Genomic DNA, 24,620 nt, shown 5'->3' on the forward strand with positions numbered 1-24,620 from the left:
GCGCCTTCCCGGGGCCGTGCTAACCAGTCAGGATGATCGAGGTCAGCTCACATGGTGCGCGGCTGCCGTCCTCCCCACAACTCACCGTCTTTGTGGTCGACGATGATGCCGCCGTGCTGGGATCGTTGCGGTTCCTGCTGGAGACCGATGGCTTTGCCGTGCGGACATTCAGGAGCGGCACGGCGCTACTCAATATCAGCGGCGCGCCCGGGCCGGACTGCTACGTCATCGACTACAAGATGCCGGACATCAACGGTATCGAGCTGACCGGCCGCTTGCGCAAATCCGACCGCGACGCGCCTGTGGTCCTGATCACCGGCTATCCCGACGAGAACATCTCGGCCCGGGCGGCGACGGCGGGCATCAAGGACGTGGTTTTGAAGCCGCTTCTCGACGAAAACCTGGTCAAGTGCATCCGCCACGCCATCCAGGACCGCCCCCGCGCCTAGAGCATGATCCGGAAAAGTGTGCAGCGGTTTTCCGAAAGGATCATGCTCAAACAATGACCTAGGCGCGATGACGATTCATCCTGATCTCATCGCGCCTAAGCCTACGGGATTCTACGTAAGGCACCCCCCTTAAGATATCGCTCGAAATTTTCGAAGCCTCCGATACCGCGTAGGAAGGCGCCATCACAACGGAGATGGCGCAGATGCTGACCCAGACAATCAACACCCAGGCGATCAACACCCAAATCGGTGGCAAGATTGCCCCTGCCCACCCCGTAACCGACCAGTTCGGCGCGATCACGGGCCATGTCGGCCTGGTCGCCACCGAGTTCTCCTACGGCAAGGACGAGGAGATCTACGGCGAGGACGAGGCGTCCGAATACGTCTATCAGGTGGTCACCGGCGCGGTGCGCAGCTACAAGCTTCTCTCCGACGGCCGCCGTCAGATCGGCGCCTTCCATCTCGCCGGCGACGTGTTCGGCCTCGAATCCGGTCCCACTCACCGCCTCGCCGCGGAAGCCATCATCGACACCACCGTCCGCCTCGTGAAGCGCGCGAGCCTCGAAAAGGCCGCCGGCACCGACGTGCAGGTTGCCCGCAAGCTCTGGACGATGACCGCCGGTGAGCTTCGTCATGCCGAGGACCACATGCTGCTCCTGGGCCGCAAGACCGCGATGGAGCGTGTTGCGACCTTCCTCCTCGAAATGGACCGCCGCCTCGCCGTTGCCGGCATGATGGCGCTGCCGATGTGCCGCCGCGACATCGGCGACTATCTCGGCCTCACGCTCGAAACCGTGTCGCGCGCGCTGTCGCAGCTTCACGCCCAGGGCATTCTCGGTTTCTCCGGCGCCCGCCAGATCGTGCTGCGCAACCGCCAGCGCCTGCACAATCTCGACGCCTGACCGATTTTCTCCCCCGTGACTTGGCCGGCCGAACCCGTTTCGGCCGGCCTTCTCTTTTGCCGCGGTCATGCCGTGCGCCGGGTTTCCGGCATCATCAGCAGGATCAGAAGGAGCCCCGTCGCGGCGACGCCGGACAGCCCGATGAATGCGGTGGCATTGCCGAACTTGTCGCTGACATAGCCGCCGAGCACCGTGCTCAGCGATGCGCCGATGCCGGTCGCCGTCCCCACGATCCCCTGCGCCAGGTTGAAATGACCGCTGCCGAAGGCGACGTCGGCCACGATCAGCGGAATCATGACTGCGAACACCGCGGCGGTGAAGCCGTCGAACACCTGCACCAGCACCAACAGGTAGGGATCGCGCACGGTCGCAAACAACAGTCCGCGAATCGTCAACGCGCCGAATCCGATCAGGAGCAGCGGACGCCGGCCCCAGAGCTGTGCCTTGCGCCCGACCGTCGGCGACAGTAGCGCCACGATCGCCTGCGGCACGATGATGCAGGCGGCGACGAGCACGGTCGCCCATTGGCTCGACCGCGCCGTCACCGCGCTCGCCATCAGCGGCATCATCGCGGCATTCGCGAGCTGCAACAACAGCACGCTGAGCGCGAAGACGATGAGCGGACGTTGCCGGATCAGGTGCCAGATGTTGGTATCGCCGCGGTCGGCGGCTTCAGGCGGCATCTCGCCGTGACAGCGCCTGATGTCGACCTCGTTCTCACGGATGCGCGAGAGCGCGATCAGGGTCGGGATCGCGAGCAGGAAAGTCACCAAGAACACCGAGCGGCTCGACAGGAGATAACCCGCGGTGCCCATCACCGCCGCAGCGACGCCATTGCCCAGCGAGGCGAAGCGCGCGTTGCGGCCGAGCCGCTCGCCGATCGCCAGCGGCCCGACGAGGCCGAGGCTGATCGCGGCGATCGCCGGCCCGAGCACGCAGCTCGCCGCCGCGTGCAAGGTGGCGGCGGCAACCACAACCGGGAAGATCGGCATGGCGGCATAGGCAAGCGCGCAGACGCCGATGGTCGCAATCGCGAGGGCGGCGACCAGGCGCTCCGACTTCGCGGCATCGATGATCGCGCCGCCCGGCATCTGCCCGATCAACGCGACGATGCCGCCGATCGACAGCACGAGGCCGATCTCGACCTGGGTCCATTTCTGCGTCGTCAGGTAGACCGCGATGAAGGGGCCGAAGCCGGTCTGCACGTCGGCGAGGAAGAAGATGAACCAGTCGAGGCCGCGCAGGCTCTGGCGCGACGGCGCCGGAATAGCCGCGGCCGACGGCGCGGCGACCTTGTCCTGCTCGCCGCGAGCGCCGCGATCCGCATGGTTCGGCTTCCTCGACAACAGCACAGGCGGTGAGCCCTCCCGGCACCTCACTGGATCGCTTGCAGCGGCTGAAGGCTGCCGGACGCGCCGAGCACGACGATCGGCGTGTCCTCCTTGTATTCCGGCGCGGCCGCGACCTGCGCCTTGGTCAATTCCAGCGTGATGCTGTCCTTCTTGTTGGCGATCTTGCCGAAGCGCAGCGCGTTCCAGTCCACCACGATCTTGCGGCTGCCGACGCCGAGAAAGCCGCCGAAATCGATCGCCGCGGCCCGCACATGGCCGGTGCGATCGACGATGACGTCGACGATGCGGCCCATATCCTCGCCGGCGGCGCTGCGAACGTCGCGGCCGAGCACGCCGTGGGCCTCGCTCGCGCCAATGATGGTCACCGACGGTGGCGGCGCGGCGTCCTTGGGCGTCACCGGAACGGTCGAGACCGGCGGCGGTGCCGTCGGCGGCACGTTGGCTTCATTCTGGCCTGCGGGCTGATCCTCCGCGGCGCGCGACGGTGCGACCGTCAGGGCAACCACGATCGCCACGCTCAGGATCAACGCTCCGATCGCACGCATGACACCCTCCTCACGATGCACCGCTAGCGCGCCAGCACGATCGAGACCTGGATCTGGCCGCGTGTGCGCAGCACCTCCAGCGCCACGTCGTCGCCGTGGCGGCTGACGCGAAGATCGACGCTGGATTCGCCGAGGCGCAGATCGCGCAGGATCACCTCGTTGAGGAACGCCGGCAGATGCGGATTGCGCAGGCGAATCTCGCCCCGCGCCACATCGAACTCGAGGCCGAGCGCCGCCTCCAGCAGCGTGAACGGCGTCGCGCTTGCCCAGGCCTGCGGCGCGCAGGCGACCGGGTAGAGCGTCGGGCCGCGCCGCTTCTCGCGCCGGAAGCCGCAGAACAATTCGGGCAACCGGCGCAGATCCATATAGGTCGCGGCATCGAACAGCCCCTTGAAGACATGCGCCACCGAATGCTTGAGGCCGTAGCGCGCGAGCCCGAGCGCAATCAGCGCATTGTCGTGCGGCCAGATCGACCCGTCATGATAGGACATCGGATTGTAGCGCACCTCGCCCTGCGCGACGGTGCGGATGCCCCAGCCCGAGAAGAAATGCGGCCCCATCAGATCGGCGGCGACGAGGCGGGCGCGATCCTCGCGGACCATGCCGCTGAACAGGACCTGCCCGGCGTTCGAGGTCCGCACCTTGCAGGGCCGCTTCTCGCCGTCCAGCGCGAGCGCATAGGTGCCGAGCTCCTCGCACCAGAACGACGTCTCGAAGCGCTCGGCGAGTGCCCTGGCATCGGCCTCGAGCTTGCGTCCCCGCTCCGGCTTGCCGAGCCGCAGCGCGCAACGCGCGGCGAGCTGCTTGGCAGCGAAGACGTAGCCCTGGACTTCCGCAAGCGCGATATTGCCCTCAGCAAGCTGGCCGTCGGCATGGAAGATCGCGTCGTAGGAATCCTTCCAGCCCTGGTTCGCCAGCCCCTTCTCGGTCGCGCGCTGATATTCGACGAACCCGTCCTGGTCAGGATCACCAGGGCCGTCGATCCAGGCCAGCCCCGCCTCGATCGCCGGCCACAGCTCGATCAGCGTGGCCTCGTCGCCGGTGCGCTCGAAATAGCTTCCTGCGAGCAGCACGAACAGCGCGGTCGAATCGACGCTGCCGTAGTAATGCGCGAACGGCACCTCCCCGAGCGCCGCCATCTCGCCGCCGCGCATCTCATGCAGGATCTTTCCGGGCGCAGCGTCCGCGAGCGGATCGCTCGCCGTGGCCTGGAAATGCGCAAGCCGGCGCAGGACGCCCTTGGCGACGCGCGGATCGACCCAGAGCATCTGGAGCGCCGTGATGAGGCCGTCGCGACCGAAGGTCGTCGAGTACCAGGGGATGCCGGCATAGGGGTAACGCCCCTGCGGCGTCTCGGTCATCAACATGTTGAGGTCGGCCATGGCCTGGCACAGCACCTCGTTGAAGATGTTGTTGGAAGTCTCGATGCTGGCAGCGCCCATGGTCGACTGCCGCATCTCGCGGCGGTGCGCCAGCAGCCCCGGGAAGAACCGCACCGGCTTTTCCGTCACCGGCCGGTTGCAGGACACGGCCACGAACAACGATTTGGCCTGGTGCGGCTCCAGGTCGAGCTCCCAGGTCGCGGCATTGACCGAGAGCCGCGTCGGACGCGGGTCGAAATGCAGCCCGGTGGCCCGTTCGGCCTCGTCGAGGCCGCGATACTCGAACATGACGTCGGTCGGCCCGAGCAGCCGGCTGGTTCCGATCCCGCGGCGCGGCCGCCGCTCGCCGCGGACCTCGAACAAATCGGCGAAGTCGTTGCCGAACAGCAGCGTCAGGTCGACGCTGGTGCGCCGGTCGCCATGGTTCTGCACGCCGATGCGCTGATAGGCCGTGCCGCGCCAAAGGAAGACCGTGCGCACGATGTGCAGCAGGTCCTTCTGCAGCACGAGGCTGCCCTGCCGGTAGATGTCCGGATTGGTGAGATCGACGGTCAACGCCGAATTGTCGTCGCGCAGATTCGAGCCGAGCAGCAGCGGCTGGAGATCGTCGAGCACGAGCTCGAGCCGCGCGAGGTAGCGCGTATCGTGATGGAACAGGCCGTCCGGCCCACCGGCGGATGCGCCGATGTCGCCATGGCTGTCGAGCACGATGAAAGTGTCGTCGTGCTTGAGCGAACGCCGTGGCCGCGCCGACGGCCCCGTCATTGGGATATAGAACGGTTGTTCCGCGACCTGTTCCGAGGTCCGCGTCACGGAGACGAATTGGGTGACGGCTTCTGCCGACATGAGCTGCTCCCCTGCGCCTGTTTCAAAACGCAACCGACTCGAGAAACGCGACTGTTGGTTTACGCGGCAGCTTGCGCGAGCCGGCTCATTTCCCGCGTGACCAGCTCACGATACGGCCCGTGGCCCTGCATCAGACGCTCGGGCGAGCCGTCCTCGATGATCTTACCATTTCTCAGCACCACCACGCGGTCGAAATTGCGCAGCGTCGCCAGCCGATGCGCGATCGCGATCACGGTGCGGCCGCGCATCAGGCGCGACAGCGCCTCGCGGATCGCCTCCTCGGACTCGCTGTCGAGCGCGGCAGTCGCCTCGTCCAGCAGCAGGATCGGCGCGTCCTTGAGGAAGGCGCGCGCGATCGCGATGCGCTGACGCTGGCCGCCGGACATCTTGACACCGCGGTCGCCGACCATGGTGTCGAGGCCGTCAGGCAGGCTCTCGACGAAGTCGCAGCGCGCAGCGATCGCCGCGCGCAGCACCTCGTCGTCGGTCGCGTTCGGCCGGCCGTAACGGATGTTCTCGCGAATGGAGCGATGAAACAAGGAAATGTCCTGGGGCACGACGGAAATCGCCTCGCGCAGGCTCAGCTGCGTCACCTTGGAGATGTCTTGGCCGTCGATGGTGACGCTGCCCTCGTCGACGTCGTAGAAGCGCTGGAGCAGCGTGAACAGCGTCGACTTGCCGCCGCCGGAATGCCCGACGAGGCCGACGCGCTGGCCCGGCTGGAGCCGCAGGCTGAACCGTTCGAAGATCTTCTCGCCGCCGGGATAGCCGAAGGTGACGTTGTTGAATGCGATTGCAGCGCCGCTCTTCACCAGCGGCTCGGCCTCGGGGTGATCGCGCAATTCGTGCGGCACCAGCAGCGTGGCGATCGCCTCGGTCAGGCGTGCGACGTGTTGGGTGACATCGACCAGCGCCACCGCGAGATCGCGCGTAGCGCTCAGGATGGAGATGCCGAGCGTACAGACCAGCACGACATCGCCGGTCGTAGCCTGGCCCTTCTGCCACAGCGTGATGGCCCAGGCCATCAGCGCGATCGTCAGAAGCACGGTGATGGCGGCATGCAACAGCCGCAGCTTCTCCAGATAACGCAGGCTGCGGCTTCGCGCGGTGAGCTCCCGGTTCACCGTCGCGTCGAACCGCTCATGCTCGTGGCCGATACCGCAGAAGGCACGGACAAGGGGCATGTTGCTGATGACGTCGATCATCTCGCCGTCGACCACCGCGGCCTTGTCGGCGAAATCGTCATGCAGCGGCTTGCCGGCGGCCAGACGAACATGTTCTCGACGGTGAACACCGCATTCGACGTCGCCGTGATGCGGCTCGTCAGCATGCCAGGCATCCGGTCCGAGAAATAGCTCGGCGCATGCCCGGTCAGATGACGAAATATGTCACGGCGCAAATCACCCGTGACACGGACGAAGGTGAAGCTCGCCGTCCAGCTCGCGATCCGCCACAGGAAGTTGTCGGCGGCGATCAGCGACATGAGCAGAATGAATGCCAGCCATACGCTGCCGCCATGCCCCGGTCCGGCGGACAGGCTGTCGACCAGGGATTTGACGCCGTACTGGGTGCCCACGGAACAGGCGACGGCCGCCACGACGGCGGCCAGGATCACCAGATGCGAGGCGAGACGACGCCGGAGATAGCGCAAGACAAAGGCAAATGGCCTGCGCGCGTATCCAGAAAGCTGATCCATATGGCTATCGCCCCGCTATGCTGATTTTCGTTTCGTTACTGGCCGAGTGAACATCGACCACTTCGCCTCGGTTCCCGGGCAACGCCATCACGACATGCGGATGCGGGCGATGTGCGAAGATCTAGTGGCAGCATCGCGACGGTCCCCCGACGTGTCGAATATGTAACGTTTGGAGTAAGGAACTTCGCAAGTGCGGGAACGTTCCCTTGGCTGGCATAGCCGGTGCCGACACGCGGGGGCTTTCAACGTTCATGATCGCAGAGGAGATGGTGAGATGCGCATCGCGCAGGTAGCTCCGTTGACGGAGGCTGTTCCACCCAAGCTGTATGGCGGCACCGAGCGGGTGGTGCATTGGTTGACGGAGGAGCTGGTAGCCCTTGGACATGACGTGACATTGTTCGCCAGCGGCGACTCGCAGACGTCGGCAAAGCTGGATGCATTGTGGCCGAAGGCGCTCCGTCTCGACGGTTCCGTGCGCGATCCCAACGCGCTGCACATGGTGCTGCTGGAGCGGGTGCGGCAGAAATGTGACGACGAGGAGTTCGATTTCCTCCATTTCCATCTCGACTACTATCCTTGGTCGCTGTTCCACCGGCAGCCGACGCCATTCGTGACCACGCTGCACGGCCGGCTCGACCTGCCGGAGCATCAGCCGGTCTTCAACACCTTCTCCAGGATGCCCGTCATCTCGATCTCCAACGCGCAGCGGCGGCCGGTGCCGCAGGCGAACTGGGTGACGACCATCCACCACGGCCTGCCGGAGACCCTGCTGACGCCGAAGCCGGCGAAACAGGAATATCTCGCCGTGCTCGGCCGCATCGCGCCGGAAAAAGGCGTCGACCGCGCCATCAAGATCGCGACCCATTGCGGCATTCCGCTCAAGATCGCGGCCAAGGTCGATCGCGCCGACCAGGATTATTACGACGAGCTGATCCGGCCGATGATCGAGAACAATCCGCTGGTCGAGTTCATCGGCGAGATCAGCGATCACGAGAAGTCTGACTTCCTGAGCGGCGCGCTCGGCCTCCTGCTGCCGATCGACTGGCCGGAGCCGTTCGGCCTCGTCATGATCGAATCCATGGCCTGTGGGACGCCGGTGGTCGCCTTTAACCGCGGCTCGGTTCCGGAGATCGTCGACGATGGGCTGACCGGCTTCATCGTCGAGGACGTCATCAGCGCTGCCGGCGTGGTGAAACGCCTGCCACAACTCGACCGCGCCGCGATCCGCAAACAGTTCGAGACGCGCTTCACGGCGCGGCGCATGGCGCTGGACTATCTAGCGGCCTATCGCAGCCTGACCGAGGCACAGGCGCCGCGGATCAAGCTGGTGAGCAGCGCGGAGTAGCTAGTCACACCCACAACTGTCGTCCCGGACAAGCGCGCCGCAAGCGCGCGCCGATCCGGGACCCATACTCCGCAGTAGTGGTGTTACGAAGACTCGAAGTTGCCAGTCTCGCCCAACACGTCTCCCTGGGGTTATGGGTCCCCGCCTTCGCGGGGACGACACTGAATGTGGGGCGACAGTAGACTATCTCACCACCGCCCGCTTCGGCTCGACGATCTCGAACATCCTTGGAAACTCGTCCATCAGTCCCATCAGCTCGGCGAGCTTCATCGGATTGCCCGCGAGCTTGACCTTGCCTGCGGCAACCGCTTCCGGAAAGCTCGTCAGCTTCGCAATCACCTCATCGAGCGTCGACCGCGCGAGCGTGAAGCTGGCGTCCGCATTTTCCGCCTGCCCGCCCTCGGTGTAAGTGAGCGCGCAGTTCTCCAGATTGAGCACGAACGTCTCGCCGGTGTCGGAAAAGCGCCAGTTCAGGACGATGTGCTTGCCTTCCGCCTTGGGACCGTTGAGGCGGATGCCGAGCACGTCCCAGAGCTGGGAGGTGCGCAGCGCCGCCAGCGTCTCCCGCGGCATCGGCGGACGCGCCGGCACCTTCGGCATGCCCTGGCGCAATTCCTGCGCGCCGAACAGATAGGCGTTGCGCCAGGTCGCGCTCTCGGCGGCATAACCGAGCTGCTCCAGCGTATCGGCCAGGAGTGCGCGCGCCGCCGCATTGTCCGGCTCGGCAAAGACGAGATGGCCGAGCACCTGCGCGACGAAGCGGAATTCCCCCTTGTCGAAATCGGTGCGCGCCCGCGCCAGAATCGCGTCCGCGCCGCCCATGTACTCGACATACTTCCTGCCCGCCTCGACCGGCGGCAGCGGATCGAGATTGACCGGATTGGCATCGTACCAGCCGAGATATTTCTGGTAGATCGCCTTCACATTGTGCCGGATGTGGCCGTAATAGCCGCGGCCGTGCCAGGCGCCTTCCAGGCTCTTCGGCAGCTGGATCGTTTCGGCGATTTCGGCCGCGGTCAGGCCGTGGTTCATCAGGCGGATGGTCTGGTCATGCGCGAACTTGTAGAGGTCGCGCTGCTGCCGGATCATCGTGCCGATGCGCTCGCGTCCCCACACCGGCCAATGGTGCTGGCCGCACATCGCCTCGGCCTTGCCGTCCCAGAGCTGAAAAGCCTCGCCCAGATATTTCGACCAGGCCAGCGCGTCACGCACGTCGGCGCCGCGGAACGGCAGCAGATTGTGGAAATTGTGCGTGCAGTTCTCGGCGAGGTTCAACAGCCCATAGCGCGGAACGAAGAAGTGCATCTCCGCCGGTGCTTCGCTGTTCGGCACCATCTGGAATTCGAATGCGACGCCGTCGATCACGCGCGTATCGCCGGTCGCCATGATCAGGTCCGTGGGGCGCAGCAGCGCAACGGAGCCCGCCGCCATCGACTTGCCGAGACCGCAATCGACCTGCCCGCGCACGCCCTTGGCGAGAAGGGGTCCGAACTGGTACTGCGCCCGGCGCAGCATCGCAGGTCCTGCGATGATGTTCTCGGAGACGGCGTGCTCCATGAACAGGTTCGGCGCGATGATCGGCACGCTGCCGGTGGCGAGTGCATCCTCCGCCAGCACGCCGCGCGCGCCGCCCCAATGGTCGGTGTGGGTGTGCGTGAAGATGACGGCCGAGACCGGCTTCAGGCCGCGATGCCTGAAATAGAGATCGAGCGCGGCGCGGGCGCCTTCGATCGAGGTCAGGGTGTCCACGACGATGACGCCGCTGTCGCCCTCGATCAGCGTCATGTTGGCGATGTCGAGCCCGCGTACCTGATAGACGCCGGGCACGACCTCGAACAGGCCGTGCTGCAGGTTGAGGCGCGACTGCCGCCACAGGCTCGGATTGACCGTGTGCGGCGCCTGCTCGGCGGACAGGAAGCCATAGGGCTCGAGGCTCCAGACCGTCCGCCCTTGCGGATTCGTGATCGTTGCATTCTCGATCGTGCCGAGGAAGCCGCGCGCGGCGTCGTCGAAGTCGCGTGTGTCGGAAAACGGCAAGGCGTTCAGCATCACCGTTTGCTGCGCGATGACGGACGACGATGCGTCCTTCGGCTCATTGCTGAGTTCGGTCATGCTCGTTCCTCCAAGACGGAGTTCTCTTCCCTTCTCCCCTTGTGGGAGAAGGTGGCGCGAAGCGCCGGATGAGGGGTTCTTTCCATTCGCAATACTGTTCGTGAGGAGAGAGACCCCTCACCCGGCTCGCCGCTTCGTTGCGATGTACCCTCTCCCACAGGGGGTGTTCCGACCGGGGAGAGGGTGCACCGTTCGTGCCGCTCGCGCCACTACATCCCCAGCAAGCGAGGCAGCCAGAGCGACAGGCCGGGCCAGTACGTCACCACGACGAGGAATCCCAGCATCGTCAGCAGCCACGGCCACACCGCGACCGTCAGTTCGGTGATTCCCATCTTGGCGATGCCGGAGGCGACGTAGAGGTTGAGGCCGACGGGCGGATGGCACAGCCCGACCTCCATGTTGACCGTCATCAGGATGCCGAAATGGATGGGGTCGATGCCGAGCTTGATCGCGACCGGAAACAGGATCGGCGCCATGATCAGGATGATGGAGGACGGCTCCATCACGTTGCCCGCTATCAGCAGCAGCAGGTTGACGAGCAGGAGGAAGCCGATCCACCCCAGGCCCTGGTCGATCATCCATTGCGCCAGCGCCTGCGGCACGTTCTCGTAGGTCATCAGGAACGAGAACAGCACGGCGTTGGTGATGATGTAGAGCAGCATCGCGGAGAGATTCGCCGATGACAGCAGCACGCGCGGCACGTCGCGCAGCCTCAGGTCCTTGTAGATGAACACGGCGACGATGAAGGCGTAGACCGCGCTCACAGCGGCAGCTTCGGTCGGCGTGAACAGGCCGCTATAGATGCCGCCGATCACGATCACGATCAGCAGGATGCCCCAGATCGATTTGCGGAACGCATCGAAACGCTCGCGGAAGGTGGCTTTCGGCATCCGCGGATAGTCGTTGCGCCAGGCCCGATAGAACGTCGTTGCGCCGAGCAGCGAGGCGAGCGCAAGCCCCGGCACGATGCCGGCGATGAACAGCTTGCCGACCGAGCTGTTGGTGGACACGGCGTAGAGCACCATCGGGATCGACGGCGGAATGAGAATGCCGAGCGAGCCCGACGTCGTGATCACGCCCGCGCCGAACCGCTTCGGAAAGCCTTGCGCGACCATCGCGGGAAGGATCACCGAGCCGATCGCCACGACGGTCGCCGGCGATGAGCCGGAGATGGCGGCAAACAGCGCGCAGGCGACCACGCCCGACAGCGCCAGACCGCCGTACCAATGGCCGACCAGCGAGGTCGCGAAGTTGATCATCCGCCGCGCCACGCCGCCATGGGTCAGGAAGTTGCCGGCGAGGATGAAGAACGGGATCGCCATGATCTCGAAATTCTCGATGCCGGTGAACAGCTTCAGCGCCACCGATTCCGTTCGCACGTCGGTCAGCGTGAACATGAAGCTGAGCACGGTCAGACCCAGGGCGATCGAGATCGGCATGCCCGTCAGCATCAGCGAGAGCAGCAGCGCGAAGACGATGGCGACGCGCACGCCCTGCGGCAGCGTGACGAGATGGCCTGCATGGGCGAAGCAGATCGCGACGATCAGGACCGGCAGCAGCATCAGGATCCAGCCGAGCGGGCTGCGCTCGTCGCGGACGACCTGGCTCGGCGTGACCGGCGCCGGATGCACCGGATCCGCCTCGACACCCTCGACGCCCGCCATGTCGTGATGCGGCAGCTCGCCGGTGCGGTAGAACGACCAGGCGACCTGCAGGAAGCGGAAGCACATCAGGCCGGAGCCGAGCGGGATCGTGAGATAGACCATCCACATCGGCGCTTCGAGATCGTTGGATTGCTGGCCGCTCTGCCACATGTGGGTGACGAAGGCGGCCCCGAAATAGCCGACGATGGCGGTGAAAAGCGCGCCGCACAGAAGGCCGAAGGTGATCACGCGCCGGCGCGACCCGCCAGGCAGGATGTTGACCAGCACGTCGACGCCGACATGGATGCCGGTCCGCACGCCATAGGCGGCGCCGAACTTCGCCATCCAGATGAACATGTAGATGCAGAGTTCCTGCGCCCAGGACAGGTCGAGCGCGGCAAGCCACACGAACACCGCTCGCGCCGGCACGGCGAGGAAGGCGAGATTTCGCGCTTCCGCCCATTTCGCGATGTCGATCGACAGCCCGGCACCGTAGCGGTGCAGCACGGCGACGAAGATGAGCGATGTCGCAGCCGCGATCATCGTCGCGATCAGCCACTCCTCGAGATGATCGAGAAAACGATTCAGCGCGCGCAACAACTTGGTCCCCCCGGATTGGATCATTCAAGCGCAACGGCCGGGAGTGCGATCACCCCCGACCGTTGGTATTGTTCTTATTAGGGCGCAGCCCGTCAGTTCATCTTGACGTCGAGTTCCTTGGCGAGGAGATCGAGCACCTCCTGCCCGACCCGCCCCTTTGCCCATTTATACGTCGGCTGCATCGCCTCCTGCCAGGCCTTGCGGTCGGCGTCGGTGAGATAATGCAGATTGGTCTTCCCCGTCTTCTTGATCTCGGCCAGCGCGTCCTCGTTCTCCTGGCGCGCGATCGAGTTGGTGTAGTCGGTCGCCTCCGCCATCGCCTTGTCCAGCTTGGTGCGGATATCGGGCGGAAGACCTGACCAGAACTTCGAGTTGACGATGACAGCATATTGCAGATGCGCGTGATAGGATACGGTGATGTCCTTCTGCACCTCGTAGAACTTCTGCGTGAGGTAGTTTGACGCCGTGTTCTCGCAGCCGTCAACCACGCCGGTCTGCAAGGCCTGGTAAACTTCCGAGAACGCCATGATCTGCGGGATCGAGCCCATGATGCGGAGATACTGGTCGGCGACCTTCGATCCGGAGATGCGGAATTTCAGCCCCTGGAAATCAGTCGGCTTCAGCAAGGGACGGTTGGCGGACAGCATGTGGAAGCCGTTGTCCCAATAGGCGAGCCCGGTGATGCCCTTGGCCTCGAGCTTCTGAAACAGCCACTTGCCGATCGTGCCCTTCATCGCGCCGGCATAGGTCTGGTCGTCCCTGAACAGCCAGGGCAGGTCGAGCGCCTCGAACTCCTTGATGCCGAGCGGCGCGAATTTCGCCGTCGACGGCGCAAGCATCTGCACCGAGCCGAGCTGCAGCGCCTCGATCTCCTCCTTGTCCTTGTAGAGCGTGGAGTTCGGGTAGACTTCGACCTTGACCTTGCCGTCGGTGTATTTCTCGGCGAGCTCCTTGAATTTCAGCGCGCCCTTGCCCTTCGGAGTGTCGTTGGCGACCACGTGGCTGAACTTGATGACGATGGGACTCTGGGCTTGGGCGATGGCGGGAGCCAAGAAAACAGCCGCGGCGGCGACCGCGGCAAGCAGCTTGCGCATGAACGTACCTCCCAACAACTCGGAAACCGGGTTCTTCTTGCTTTTCAGGTCAGTCCTGGCAGCAATCCGCTACCCGAACAACTGGACCCCAAGCCCTGTTTGCCGCAGCCAAGCTAACTTGAGGACCGCTGCATGCGCAACCCGGTGTCCGCGCGAGTCCAAAGGGAACGTGCGCTTTATGCCGCAATGCGGCACTTCAATCAGCCTTTGCGCTGGGCGACCATGAAGAGGCGCCGGAACGGGAACAGCGTCTGCCCCGCAGCATTCTTCGGATAGGCCTTTGCAACGCGCATCCCGTAGGCGGCTTCGAACGCGATCTTCTCTTCGCCTTGCAGGACGTCGAGATAGCGCGTGAGCCAGGTCCCCTTGGTCCATTCCTTCACGGGGTTCTCGCCCTCGAGCACCTGGAGATACTCGGTCTCCCATATGTCGATGTTGGCCGACATCGGCGCAAGCAGATCGTGATAGAAGGCAGGTCCCTCGACCGGCGGCGGGGTGACGAGATGCTCCACCTTGGACCGCCACGGACCGTCCAGTGCGGTCTCGCCGATCAGCACATGCGAAGGCGCGGTGAAGTTGCGCGGCATCTGCACTGCTAAGATGCCCCCACGCGCCACCTTCTCCATCAGCGACGGAAACAGTGCCGCATGATCGGGCAGCCAGTGCAGTGCGGCATTGGAATAAATCAGATCGAACCGCCCGGCGGGACTCCAATGGCCGAGATCCTCGTGCGACCATTCCACGTCCGGCGCCGCCTTCCGCCCCGCGGCGACCATTTCGGCCGAGCCCTCGACGCCGGTCACGCGCGCATCCGGCCAGCGCTCCCTGATCAGCTTCGTCACGTTGCCGGCGCCGGCGCCGAGATCGGCGATCGTGCGCGGGGCAAAATCCGGAATCCGCATCAGGAGGTCGACGGCGGGCCGGAGCCGATGGCCGGAGAACTTCAGATATTGCTGCGGATCCCAGACCATCATTTGAGCCTTTTCTTTTTCGTGTTTCCTTCGCCGAGGCTCCTGGTTACCACTGCTCGTCTCGGTTCGGCAAATCGCCGCACGCGGGGCGGGGCAGGAAACGAACGGCAAAACGCAAAGCAACCAAGAGAGCATGCGACCATGGACCTCGGGCTCAAATCGAAAACCGCTGTCGTCACCGGCGCGAGCATCGGCATCGGCCGCGCCATCGCCAGGGGCCTCGCGGCCGAAGGCGTGCGCGTCATCGGCGTGGCGCGCCGCACCGACCTGCTGGCCGAACTGGCGAAAGACGTCGGCGGCGGATTGATCACGCCGTTCGAGCAGGATGTGATGGCCAAGGATGCCGCCGAGAACATTGCGGCCTTCGCGCTGAAGGAGGTCGGCCATGTCGACATTCTCGTCAACAATGCCGGCGGCAGCCGTCCCCTCCCCGTCGATGCGCCCGACAGCAAATGGGACGAGGCGATCGCGCTGAACTTCACCAGCTATCGCCGCATCGCGCATGCGCTGCTGCCGCAGATGATCGAACGCAAATGGGGCCGCATCGTCAACATTACCGGCAAGTCCGAGCCGGAAGGCCTCAACGCCGCCTTCGCCGCCAAGGCCGCCGTGCACGCCTGGGCCAAGGGCCTGTCGCGCGAGATCGGCGCGCACGGCATCACCGTCAACTGCATCCCGCCCGGCCGCATCATGAGCGAACAGATCCGCCGCAACTACGCGCCGGATTATCGCGAGCGTTTTGCCGAGGAAGAAATTCCGGTGGGCTATTGGGGCGAACCGGAAGATCTCGCGGCCCTCGCGGTGTTTCTGGCCTCACCGGTGGCGCGCTACATCACGGGCACGGTGATCCCGGTGGATGGGGGATTGCGGAGATATCAGTTTTAGGGTGGGTGACAGACGACCGCGACGCCCCGCGGCCGACGCGATGCGACGGCTTCACGTCGGCAGCGCCGGTTGATCTGGCCAAGGGGTTGGTGATAATTACGATGACCGGTACACGCCCGGCTGTCGAAGAGCGCAGTGCATTTCAGTATTTCGCGCCGTGCTTCGTCTGAATCTCTGTGCGTGATGGCGAAACAGTTTGGGGAACGGCAAAGAATTGGGTGCTGGACGTCGTTCGCCGATGCGCAAGCGCGGTCGCGAGCGGCTTCAGCTTCTGCTCGATGCCACCGCAGACCTGCTCGCCGAACGGCTGGACGAGGATATCAGTCTCGCTCAAATCGCCGAGAGAGCAGATGTGCCTCTCGCCTCGGTCTATCACTTCTTTCCGAACCGAGGCGCCGCCTTTGTAGCCCTGGCGCAACGCTACCACGCCGAGATCGCGGCACGCGCCGCGGGCCCGGTTCATCCTCGTCCCCAGACTTGGCAGCACTACATCGCCAACAGCCAGAAGGCCGGCGCAGCGCATCTGAACCGCAATCCTGCAGCGCTGCGTCTTTTCATGGGCGCAGGCGTCAGCGTCGAGGTGAGAAACACGGATCTCAGCGGCAACGCCCATCTCGCGAAGCAGCGTACCGCCTATCTGCGTGCGACGTTCGACATGCCCAAGGTACCGGATCTGGAGAAATGGGTCGCGGTGTCGATCGCGCTCGTGGATGGCATCTGGGCGCTCTCCTACAGCCTCCATCGATCCATCACCCCGGAATATCTCGAGGAATCGATCAGATGCTCCATCGCATATTTGCGATGCTACCTGCCGGAAGTCGTCGATCGGCGCGCCCCCTGACGCTCCTCTAATCATATAAAATTCCACTATCTCCCGGGACATCGAAGGCTCCCGCTTCCGCCGTGGGCGGCGCGGTGACCACTTTTTGCTCATATTTCCGTATGATCGTGAAAATGCAGGGATTCTTTCCCTGGAGGGACGCGCCCAAAGACTCCGCTTTATAATCGAAATTTATATCAGTATCATCCCGCACGTGGTGAGGTCCGCCGCCTGATCTCCGTTTCCCCTGAAAGGAGTGCCATGAACCGCCGAGACTTCTTGAAAGCCGCAACCGCCACGGCAACGGCCACAGTTGCAGCGCCTCGCCTCGCCTCGGCGGCGGGTGAGAAGGTCCTGACCTTCGTTCCTCAATCCGATCTCACTTTGCTCGATCCAGTGCAGACGACGGGGCTTGTGACCCGCAACCATGCACTGCTGGTGTTCGACACGCTCTACGGCGTCGACGAACGCTTCGAAGCACAGCCGCAGATGGTGGCTGGTCACGAGATCGATCGCGACGGCCTGCGCTGGACCTTGACGCTGCGAGAGGGATTGAAGTTTCACGACGGCGAACAGGTCCTGGCGCGGGATGCCGTGGCCAGCATCAAGCGCTGGTGGAGCCGAGACGTCTTCGGTGGAGATCTTCGCAACGCCACCGCTGAACTCTCCGCAACGTCCGACAATACGATTGTCTTCGACCTGAAGAAGCCTTTTCCTTTGCTGGCCTATGCGCTGGGCAAGCCATCGAGCGTGTGCCCCGTCATGCCCGAGCACCTTGCGCTCACGCCGGGCACGGAGCAGGTCAAGGAGATGATCGGCAGCGGACCGTTCCAGTTCGTGCCGGACGAACGCATCGTCGGATCCCAGGTCGTCTACAAGCGGTTTGACGGTTACGTCCCGCGAGCGTCAGGCACCGCCAGCTTCATGGCCGGCCCCAAGACCGTCCACCTCGACCGCGTGATCTGGCGCGTTCTGCCGGATGCTGCGACGGCCGCGGCCGCCCTTCAGGTCGGCGAAGTCGACTGGTGGGAGCAACCGACTCCGGACTTGTTGCCGCTGCTCGCCAAGCGAGGCAACATCAAGGTCGAGGTCAAGGACACCGGCGGCTATCTCGCGATGATCAGGCTCAATCATCTCGTTCCCCCCTTTGACAATCCCGCAATCCGTCGCGCCATCCTGTCGGCCATCAGCCAGACGGAATTCATGACGGCCGTCATGGGCATCAATGGCAATTTCTGGAAGGACAATGTCGGCTTCTTCCTGCCCGCCTCCCCCTTCGCAAACGATGCCGGCATGGACGTCTTCGCGGGGGCGCCGGACTACGCCAAGGCCAAGCGCGATCTGCAGGCGGCGGGCTACAAGGGCGAGCGTATCGTCTTCGTCGTCCCGACCGACCTCCACGCCCTCAACTCCATGAGCCTGGTCGCCGCCGACATGTTCCGCAAGATCGGCCTCGAGGTCGACTACCAGGTGTCCGACTGGGGCACCGTGTTGCAGCGTATTGCGTCGCAGCGCCCGCTCGACCAGGGCGGCTGGAGCGCATGGTGCAATTACGTCCCCGGCGCGTCCGCGATCAATCCCGCCGCTCACTCCTATCTCCGGGGCATCGGCAAGGCCGGCACCTTCGGCTGGCCGAGCAGCGAGAAGATCGAGGCCCTGCGCCTCGCATTTCTGTCGGCCGAGGACGACAAGGAAAGACAGCGGTTGGTTCGGGAAATCCAGGCGCAGGCCATGCGGGACACCCCCTATCTGCCGCTCGGCTACTTTGCGCAGCCGGCCGCGTACTCCCAGAAGCTCAGCGGCATTCCCTTGGGCTTCTCCCAGTTTTACGGTGTGAAGAAGGCCTGATCCCCAGGGCCCGTCGATCACACGTCGACCCATGCAACCAACACCTCGGTGGATGGCCGAAAACATGAACGACTTGCACGCCGAATTGGGTTACGCAACCGCGCTGGAACTGAAGGCGCGCTTTGAACGCCGCGAGCTCTCGCCGGTAGAGGCCGTATCGGGCATTCTCGACCGGATCGCGGCGCTCGAGCCGGCGATCAACGCGTTCTCCGTGGTGATGCGAGACGACGCATTGGCGGCAGCACGGGATTCCGAGCGGCGCCTGCGCAGCGGAGAGGCTCGGCCTCTCGAAGGAATTCCCGTCACGATCAAAGACGCGTTCGGTGTTGCCGGCTACGAAACGGCGACCTGCACGCATGCGCTGAAGGGCCCTGTTGCCCGCGAGGATAACATCGTCGTGGCGCGACTGCGCGATGCCGGCGCGATCATCCTCGGCAAGACCACGATGTCCGAATTCGGCTGGTCCGGCATCAGCCGCAATCCGGTGACGGGCGTGACGCACAACCCATGGAAGCGCGGCTTCAATGCCGGCGCCTCGTCTGCAGGCGCAGGCGCAGGTGCAGCAGCCGGCTACGGACCGCTGCACCTCGGCTCGGATGGAGCCGGCTCGATCCGGATGCCGTCCCATTTCTGCGGCGTCTTCGGCTTGAAGCCGACCTTTGGCCGGGTCCCCTACGCGCCGGTCTCCAACAACGACTACGCCACCTATATCGGCCCGATGACGCGAACCGTCGCCGATGCCGCGCTGATGCTGGAGACAATGGCCGGCCCGCATCCGCTCGACCACACATCCTGCGAAGCGGCGCCCGATGCCTACCTCGCGAAGCTGAAGGCCTCGATGAAGGGCAAGCGCATCGCTTTCAGCCCGGACCTCGGTCACGCCCGTGTCGATGACGAGATCGCAGGAATCGTTGCATCGGCGGCCAAGGTCTTTGCCGGAGAGCTTCAGGCCGAAGTGGAGATCGTGACGCCGCAATGGGGGCCGCAGGGACCGGAGCTCGGGCGCTTCTTCTGGGCGGCTCTCTGGGGGCGCCGGGCTGGACTGCTGCCGGAATGGGAAGGCAGCATGGGCAGCGACCTCGTCGCCTGCATTCGCGAGGGAGCCAACTATTCCGCGACCGAGTACATGAACATGCGCGAGCGCAAATTCGCGTACGTCGCGCAGATATCGAGCTTTCTCGAGGATTGGGATTATCTCGTCACGCCGGTCGCCTCGGTTGCGGCCTTTCCCGTCGAGCGGGTCAGGCCGGAACACTGGCCCGAGCACGATTGGGATTGGCTTGAATGGTCGGAATTCCTCTACCCCTTCAACATGTCGAGCCACCCGGCGGCGAGCGTGCCTTGCGGCATGACCCGCGCCGGCCTGCCCGTGGGCCTGCAGATCGTCAGCCGTCGCTTCGCCGATCTTGGCGTCCTGCAGGCAGCCGCCGCCTTCGAGGCTGCAATGCCGTGGAGACAGCGTCGTCCCGACATCGCGATGCCGAGCTGACGCGCGGCCCCAAATCCGACAGGACACTCCATGATGAGAAATTCGAAGGACTCCGAACTGTGCGAACGCGCACGGCAGGTGATCCCGAAGGGCATGTATGGTCACGAATCGGTCGCCCTTCTTTCAGAGGACTTTCCGCAATTCTTCTCGCGAGCCGAGGGAGCCTATCTCTGGGACTGCGATCACAACCGCTACGTCGACTACATGTGTGCGTTCGGTCCCAATCTGCTCGGCTACCGGCACCGCGGCATCGAGGAAGCCGCACGGGCTCAGGCCGCGATGGGAGACACCATGACCGGCCCCTCCGAGGCCATGGTCGTGCTTGCGGAAGACCTCGTATCGATGATCGGGCATGCGGCCTGGGCCATGTTCTGCAAGAACGGAAGCGATGCGACCTCGATGGCGATGGTGACGGCACGGGCTTATCGGGATCGCCGCAAAATTCTCGTCGCGAAGGGCGCCTATCACGGCGCCGCCCCCTGGAATACTCCCAACATGAAGGGCATCACCGCGGAGGACCGGGCCCACATCATCTATTTCGACTACAACGACCTCGACAGTGCGACGGAGGCGTTTCGCAAGGCCGCTGGCGACGTCGCCGGCGTCTTCGCGACGCCATTCCGTCACGAGACGTTCAACGACCAGTACGCGCCCTCGGCCGACTATGCGCTTGGACTGAGGAAGCTCTGCGATGATGCGGATGCGCTGCTGATCCTCGACGAGGTACGCACCGGCTTTCGCCTCTCGCGCGACTGCAGCTGGTCGGTGCACGGGGTTCAGCCCGATCTCAGCGCATGGGGCAAGGTGCTCGCCAACGGCTATCCGATCTCGGCCCTTCTCGGCTCGGAGAAGGCCCGCAGCGCAGCGTCGAGCATCTACGTCACGGGATCCTTCTGGTTCTCCGCCGTGCCGATGGCGGCGGCGATCGCGACCCTGCGGGAGATCCGGACGACCGATTATCTCGAACGGATCATCGCCAATTCCACGCGGCTGCGGGCGGGGATCGCGGCGCAGGCCTCCGCGCACGGCATTGCGGTTCGCCAGACCGGACCGTCGCAGATGCCGCAAATCCTGTTCGACGACGATCCGGACATGCGGAAGGGTTACTTCTGGGCCGGCTTTGCAGTTCGGTCCGGGGCCTACCTTCACCCCTATCACAACATGTTCTTCAACGCTGCCCTGACGACGGACGACATCGACAACACGCTCGACATCACGGACAGAGCCTTCGCCGAACTGAAGAGGCGGCTGCCGTCCTTGCCCGCCCAATCGAACGAGCTGGTGCTGCAACGCCTTGGACTTTGAACCTGGGCGTTGAAGACGATGGGCGCTGAAGGTTGAGCGGCGCAATCATTCGAGCATAGTTCCAGCGCGGTCAGTTATCCCGCCGGTTACAATGACCTTGACCGCCTCATTGGTCATGTGAGCAGTTCAAGCGGCAAGGTCGTCTTCTGTTCACAGGCTGCAATGTGGAGCTGCAAGGCCGATGGTCCGCAAAACTGCGGCCGCGTCCACATAAAGTTGCTGCCGCGATGCGAAGGCGTGACGAGCGCGGCGGCGACTCTGCTCATCCTACGGACTGTGTCACGCTTGATCTAGATCAAGCCAGCCACGGCAGCGCCATCCCGGAAAGGCGTGGCCGCGCTTCGACGATGAAATCGATGGTCGATCGGAACACCACTGAAGTGCGATGGGTTGGCGGCTGGCGCGGCGGCGGCTACGGCTATCGCGGCGTCGGATCGGGCTACCGCGGTCGTGGTTGGGGCTATCGGGGCAGCTGGGGTTATCGCGGCTACGATTATCGCGGGCTCGGTTATGGTGCGGTTGCCGGCGCCGTCGGCGGCGGCGCGATTGCGCGGAGCGCTTATTACCGCGGCTATGGCGGGTACTACGGTGGCGGTGGCTACTATGGCGGTTATCCGGCCTACGGCTACAGCTCCCCGGCCGCATCGTATTACGGTTATGGCGGCGGCAACTACGGCTATGGCTATGGCGGCGACAATTGCTCGCCCTCCGGCAGCTACTGGGCCTATTAGCGGGAACGCATTCGCCTCTTCGGAGGATGGCTTGCCGCGCGCCGCCATTCCCCGACAGGCCAATTCACGCCCGTGCCGACAAGCAGCAGCACCTCATTCCTGACCCGCCGGCGGGACGACATACAGGGTCAGGGCAAACACGGCGTAGATGAAGATCATCAAGGCGCCGACGAACCATGCCGAGCGACCGCTTGTGGTGATGAAGGTCGCCGTAACAGTTGCAATCATCACCATTGTGACGGCGCCCGGCCAGAACTGAAGGTTCATCGGCGTCGGTCCCACGACGTAGCTCAGCAGCACCAGTGCAGGTGCAACGAATAGCGCGATCTGCGAGGCGCTGCCGAGCGCAATGCTGACGACCATGTCGAGCCGGTCCTTGCGCGCCGCGGCAAACGCCACCGCGAATTCGGCGGCCGCACCGACCAGCGAAACGATGATGAAGCCGACGAAGGCCGGACTCATTCCGAAGGTTTCCGCCGCCTTCTGCACCGATTCCACGAAGATCTCGCTCACCAGCGCGACCAGCACGGTGACGACCAGCAGCGTTCCGACGGCAACCCCGATCGGCCAGTGCGCTTCCTCGTGCTCGCCGTGATCGGCGCTTGCGAACAATTCCTTGTGTGTCCCGAGCGAGAACCACAGGCCCAGCGCGTAAGCGACGATGAGGAGCATCGAAATGCCGACGCTCAGCTTGTGAAGGACGCCTCCGCCCTGCGGCAGATGTTCGAGGTCGGCGACGGCCGAAGGCGCCAGCAGCGCGACCGTTGCCATCAACAACAAGCCGGACGAGAGCCGCGCGCCGGCGCGGTTATACTCCTGCACATGGTAGCGCATGCCGCCGATCAGCAGGCAGGCGCCGAGCATGAATATCGCGTTGGTCACGATCGCGCCCGCAATCGAGGCCTTCACCAGCATGTACTGGCCCGCCCGCAGTGCCGTGATGGCGATGATCAACTCCGTCAGATTGCCGAGCGTTGCATTGAGCAGTCCGCCCACGGCATCGCCGGTCTTGGCAGCGACCGTTTCTGTGGCGTGGCTGAGCAGCGCCGCCAGCGGCACGATCGCAAGCACGGCCAGCACGAAGAGCAGCGTGTGGGAGTGCGGCGCAGCCGCATCGGCCACCAGCACGATGGGTACAAAGACCAGCATCCAGAGCAAAGGGGTGTCCCGGATTTCCCTGAGCAAAGCTCCCATATCGACTCCGCCTTCCATCGATGCGTTGATGGATGGTCTGGCGGCCCTGCGGGGTGAGTATTGATCTGCCTCAAGGCGAGACGGCGCGCCGCCAAATGGCGTGAGGCCGGACATCACGCATCGTGAGAATGCGCCCTCGTTCACGACCGCCGGCACGATAGCATCATGCCAGTGTTTTGCCCGACGGGTCAACGTGATCGAGGTCACGGATGTCGTCACGAGGCTCCTCGAAAAATCCCTTGTCGATCAGGGGGCCTTCTACTGTGCATGGGGTTGTTTTCGCGATTTTGTCTTGAGCCCACCAAAAAAATCGCGAGACCTCCTCACCCTCCCTGCAGGATCTCCGCAATCGCGGCCCCCGCTGCGATGGTGCCGAGCTTGCCGCCGACGTCGCGCGTGGTCCTGCCCTCGCCGATCGCCTTCGCCACCGCTGCCTCGATCGCGCGCGCAGCCTCCTCATAGCGCACGGCGCCGCTGTTCTCGCCATGCCAGGCCAGCAGCAAGGCCGACGACAGGATCAACGACACCGGATTGGCGACGTCCTGCCCCGCAATGTCGGGCGCCGAACCGTGCGCGGCCTGCGCCATGGCATAGCGGTCGCCGACATTGAGCGAGCCGCCGAGGCCCAGGCTGCCGGAGAGTTCCGCCGTGAGATCCGACAGGATGTCGCCGAACATGTTGGTCGCGACGATGACGTCGAAGCGGTCAGGATTGCGCACCACATGCGCCATCATGGCATCGACCAGGATGTCGTCGACATCGAGGTCGGGATACGTCCTTGCCGCCGCGCGGCAGATGTCCAGGAACATGCCGTCCCCGATCTTGAGCACATTGGCCTTGTGCACGATGGTCAGATGCTTGCGCCGCTTCATCGCGAGCCGGCAGGCGGCGTGCGCGATGCGCTCGCAGCACGCCCGCGTGATCCTTCGCAGCGAGATCACGACGTCAGGCGTGACCAGCATCTCGCCATTGCCCTGCTCCATGTTGCGGTCGGCGTAGAATCCTTCGGTGTTCTCGCGCACCACGACGAGGTCGAACTCGCCGAGGCGGCCGGGCCGCCCGGCATAGGTGCGCGCGGGCCTGACATTGGCGTAGAGATCGAGGCTCTTGCGGAAGTGCCGCGACGGATTGATCTCGCCATGCGCCTCGTCCTTGAAGTCGAAGGTCGCGGTCGGCCCCAGGATCAGCCCATCGGCCGTGCGGGCGATGTCGAGCAGCTCGGGGCGGACGGTGGTGCCTGATAGCCTCAAGCTCACGTGACCGACCGCGTGCTCCTCCAGGCGCAGATTGAGCTGGAAGCGCTCGGAGGCTGCCCGCAGCACGCCCGTTGTCGCGGTCGTGATCTCCGGTCCGATGCCGTCGCCGGGCAACACGACGATATGCATGGCGCTCTCCTAAGATTGCAACAGCC

18 protein-coding genes and 2 pseudogenes are annotated in these 24,620 nt (G+C 64.5%); 9 read left to right on the top strand and 11 right to left on the bottom strand.

The window, feature by feature from the left end:
- Positions 1-32 precede the first annotated feature (32 nt).
- Together H1B27_RS28395 and H1B27_RS28400 are read left to right on the top strand one after the other, a co-directional pair.
- On the top strand, positions 33-449 hold the full coding sequence (locus tag H1B27_RS28395; RefSeq protein ID WP_061878276.1) for a response regulator transcription factor: 417 nt from the start codon (positions 33-35) through the stop codon (positions 447-449).
- A 203-nt stretch (positions 450-652) separates the two neighbouring features.
- A complete protein-coding gene (locus H1B27_RS28400) occupies positions 653-1,351 on the top strand; it encodes a helix-turn-helix domain-containing protein (RefSeq protein WP_061878671.1) in 699 nt (232 codons plus the stop codon).
- Positions 1,352-1,416: 65 nt separating this feature from the next.
- Here H1B27_RS28400 and H1B27_RS28405 read toward each other — a convergent pair whose 3' ends face one another.
- The 4 genes and pseudogenes from H1B27_RS28405 to H1B27_RS28420 form a co-directional block, all read right to left on the bottom strand.
- On the bottom strand, positions 1,417-2,703 hold the full coding sequence (locus tag H1B27_RS28405; protein WP_247803370.1) for an MFS transporter: 1,287 nt from the start codon (positions 2,701-2,703) through the stop codon (positions 1,417-1,419).
- A gap of 23 nt (positions 2,704-2,726) precedes the next feature.
- Complete coding sequence (locus H1B27_RS28410; protein WP_061878277.1) at positions 2,727-3,248, bottom strand: PRC-barrel domain-containing protein; 522 nt, start codon at positions 3,246-3,248, stop codon at positions 2,727-2,729.
- Positions 3,249-3,271: 23 nt separating this feature from the next.
- On the bottom strand, positions 3,272-5,476 hold the full coding sequence (locus H1B27_RS28415; RefSeq protein ID WP_197968351.1) for an amylo-alpha-1,6-glucosidase: 2,205 nt from the start codon (positions 5,474-5,476) through the stop codon (positions 3,272-3,274).
- A 59-nt stretch (positions 5,477-5,535) separates the two neighbouring features.
- Positions 5,536-7,172 (bottom strand): annotated as a pseudogene (locus H1B27_RS28420) (ABC transporter ATP-binding protein).
- 274 nt (positions 7,173-7,446) lie between these two features.
- On the opposite strand from H1B27_RS28420, the gene H1B27_RS28425 reads away from it, so the two are divergent.
- Positions 7,447-8,517: a glycosyltransferase family 4 protein gene (locus H1B27_RS28425; RefSeq protein WP_061878280.1), complete on the top strand. Its 1,071-nt coding sequence runs from the start codon at positions 7,447-7,449 to the stop codon at positions 8,515-8,517.
- Between the two features lie 183 nt (positions 8,518-8,700).
- On the opposite strand, the gene H1B27_RS28430 is transcribed toward H1B27_RS28425, so the two are convergent.
- From H1B27_RS28430 to H1B27_RS28445, 5 genes and pseudogenes are all read right to left on the bottom strand, one after another.
- Entirely contained in the window at positions 8,701-10,629 is a 1,929-nt protein-coding gene (locus H1B27_RS28430) for an alkyl/aryl-sulfatase (protein WP_197968352.1), read from the bottom strand.
- 209 nt (positions 10,630-10,838) lie between these two features.
- Positions 10,839-12,119, bottom strand: a complete 1,281-nt coding sequence (locus tag H1B27_RS41095) for a TRAP transporter large permease (protein WP_245311984.1) — start codon at positions 12,117-12,119, stop codon at positions 10,839-10,841.
- 216 nt (positions 12,120-12,335) lie between these two features.
- A pseudogene (locus tag H1B27_RS41100) lies at positions 12,336-12,896 on the bottom strand (TRAP transporter small permease); the annotation flags it as partial.
- Positions 12,897-12,964: 68 nt separating this feature from the next.
- Positions 12,965-13,966, bottom strand: a complete 1,002-nt coding sequence (locus H1B27_RS28440; RefSeq protein WP_061878282.1) for a DctP family TRAP transporter solute-binding subunit — start codon at positions 13,964-13,966, stop codon at positions 12,965-12,967.
- A gap of 200 nt (positions 13,967-14,166) precedes the next feature.
- The gene (locus tag H1B27_RS28445; RefSeq protein ID WP_197968433.1) at positions 14,167-14,937 is read right to left on the bottom strand and encodes a methyltransferase domain-containing protein; all 771 of its coding nucleotides are present in this window, start codon (positions 14,935-14,937) and stop codon (positions 14,167-14,169) included.
- Between the two features lie 141 nt (positions 14,938-15,078).
- Between H1B27_RS28445 and H1B27_RS28450 the strand changes: the two genes are divergently transcribed.
- The 6 genes from H1B27_RS28450 (at position 15,079) to H1B27_RS28475 (ending at position 22,015) form a co-directional block, all read left to right on the top strand.
- Positions 15,079-15,822, top strand: a complete 744-nt coding sequence (locus tag H1B27_RS28450; RefSeq protein ID WP_197968353.1) for an SDR family NAD(P)-dependent oxidoreductase — start codon at positions 15,079-15,081, stop codon at positions 15,820-15,822.
- Positions 15,823-16,060: 238 nt separating this feature from the next.
- On the top strand, positions 16,061-16,663 hold the full coding sequence (locus H1B27_RS28455) for a TetR/AcrR family transcriptional regulator (RefSeq protein ID WP_061878284.1): 603 nt from the start codon (positions 16,061-16,063) through the stop codon (positions 16,661-16,663).
- 240 nt (positions 16,664-16,903) lie between these two features.
- Positions 16,904-18,490 (top strand): ABC transporter substrate-binding protein, encoded by a 1,587-nt coding sequence (locus H1B27_RS28460; protein ID WP_197968354.1) that lies wholly within the window; start codon positions 16,904-16,906, stop codon positions 18,488-18,490.
- A 64-nt stretch (positions 18,491-18,554) separates the two neighbouring features.
- A complete protein-coding gene (locus H1B27_RS28465) occupies positions 18,555-19,979 on the top strand; it encodes an amidase (protein WP_246515765.1) in 1,425 nt (474 codons plus the stop codon).
- 30 nt (positions 19,980-20,009) lie between these two features.
- Positions 20,010-21,284: an aminotransferase class III-fold pyridoxal phosphate-dependent enzyme gene (locus H1B27_RS28470; RefSeq protein WP_197968356.1), complete on the top strand. Its 1,275-nt coding sequence runs from the start codon at positions 20,010-20,012 to the stop codon at positions 21,282-21,284.
- 356 nt (positions 21,285-21,640) lie between these two features.
- Complete coding sequence (locus H1B27_RS28475) at positions 21,641-22,015, top strand: hypothetical protein (RefSeq protein WP_246515767.1); 375 nt, start codon at positions 21,641-21,643, stop codon at positions 22,013-22,015.
- A 93-nt stretch (positions 22,016-22,108) separates the two neighbouring features.
- Here H1B27_RS28475 and cax read toward each other — a convergent pair whose 3' ends face one another.
- Both cax and H1B27_RS28485 read right to left on the bottom strand, forming a co-directional pair.
- A complete protein-coding gene (cax, locus tag H1B27_RS28480; protein ID WP_061878288.1) occupies positions 22,109-23,209 on the bottom strand; it encodes a calcium/proton exchanger in 1,101 nt (366 codons plus the stop codon).
- Positions 23,210-23,532: 323 nt separating this feature from the next.
- Positions 23,533-24,594: an isocitrate/isopropylmalate dehydrogenase family protein gene (locus H1B27_RS28485; protein ID WP_197968357.1), complete on the bottom strand. Its 1,062-nt coding sequence runs from the start codon at positions 24,592-24,594 to the stop codon at positions 23,533-23,535.
- Positions 24,595-24,620: the final 26 nt, after the last annotated feature.

It is taken from the genome of Bradyrhizobium diversitatis (assembly GCF_016031635.1).
Lineage (GTDB): Bacteria > Pseudomonadota > Alphaproteobacteria > Rhizobiales > Xanthobacteraceae > Bradyrhizobium > Bradyrhizobium diversitatis.

Excerpts from the sequence above, each read along its gene's own strand:
- H1B27_RS28410 (WP_061878277.1), bottom strand. The coding sequence starts at position 3,248 with ATGCGTGCGATCGGAGCGTTGATCCTGAGCGTGGCGATCGTGGTTGCC.
- H1B27_RS28460 (WP_197968354.1), top strand. The coding sequence starts at position 16,904 with ATGAACCGCCGAGACTTCTTGAAAGCCGCAACCGCCACGGCAACGGCC.
- H1B27_RS28440 (WP_061878282.1), bottom strand. The coding sequence starts at position 13,966 with ATGCGCAAGCTGCTTGCCGCGGTCGCCGCCGCGGCTGTTTTCTTGGCT.
- H1B27_RS28470 (WP_197968356.1), top strand. The coding sequence starts at position 20,010 with ATGATGAGAAATTCGAAGGACTCCGAACTGTGCGAACGCGCACGGCAG.
- H1B27_RS28400 (WP_061878671.1), top strand. The coding sequence starts at position 653 with ATGCTGACCCAGACAATCAACACCCAGGCGATCAACACCCAAATCGGT.
- H1B27_RS28415 (WP_197968351.1), bottom strand. The coding sequence starts at position 5,476 with ATGTCGGCAGAAGCCGTCACCCAATTCGTCTCCGTGACGCGGACCTCG.
- H1B27_RS28475 (WP_246515767.1), top strand. The coding sequence starts at position 21,641 with ATGGTCGATCGGAACACCACTGAAGTGCGATGGGTTGGCGGCTGGCGC.
- H1B27_RS28465 (WP_246515765.1), top strand. The coding sequence starts at position 18,555 with ATGAACGACTTGCACGCCGAATTGGGTTACGCAACCGCGCTGGAACTG.
- H1B27_RS28425 (WP_061878280.1), top strand. The coding sequence starts at position 7,447 with ATGCGCATCGCGCAGGTAGCTCCGTTGACGGAGGCTGTTCCACCCAAG.
- H1B27_RS28395 (WP_061878276.1), top strand. The coding sequence starts at position 33 with ATGATCGAGGTCAGCTCACATGGTGCGCGGCTGCCGTCCTCCCCACAA.
- H1B27_RS28445 (WP_197968433.1), bottom strand. The coding sequence starts at position 14,937 with ATGGTCTGGGATCCGCAGCAATATCTGAAGTTCTCCGGCCATCGGCTC.
- H1B27_RS28455 (WP_061878284.1), top strand. The coding sequence starts at position 16,061 with ATGCGCAAGCGCGGTCGCGAGCGGCTTCAGCTTCTGCTCGATGCCACC.
- H1B27_RS28430 (WP_197968352.1), bottom strand. The coding sequence starts at position 10,629 with ATGACCGAACTCAGCAATGAGCCGAAGGACGCATCGTCGTCCGTCATC.
- H1B27_RS28485 (WP_197968357.1), bottom strand. The coding sequence starts at position 24,594 with ATGCATATCGTCGTGTTGCCCGGCGACGGCATCGGACCGGAGATCACG.
- H1B27_RS28450 (WP_197968353.1), top strand. The coding sequence starts at position 15,079 with ATGGACCTCGGGCTCAAATCGAAAACCGCTGTCGTCACCGGCGCGAGC.
- cax (WP_061878288.1), bottom strand. The coding sequence starts at position 23,209 with ATGGGAGCTTTGCTCAGGGAAATCCGGGACACCCCTTTGCTCTGGATG.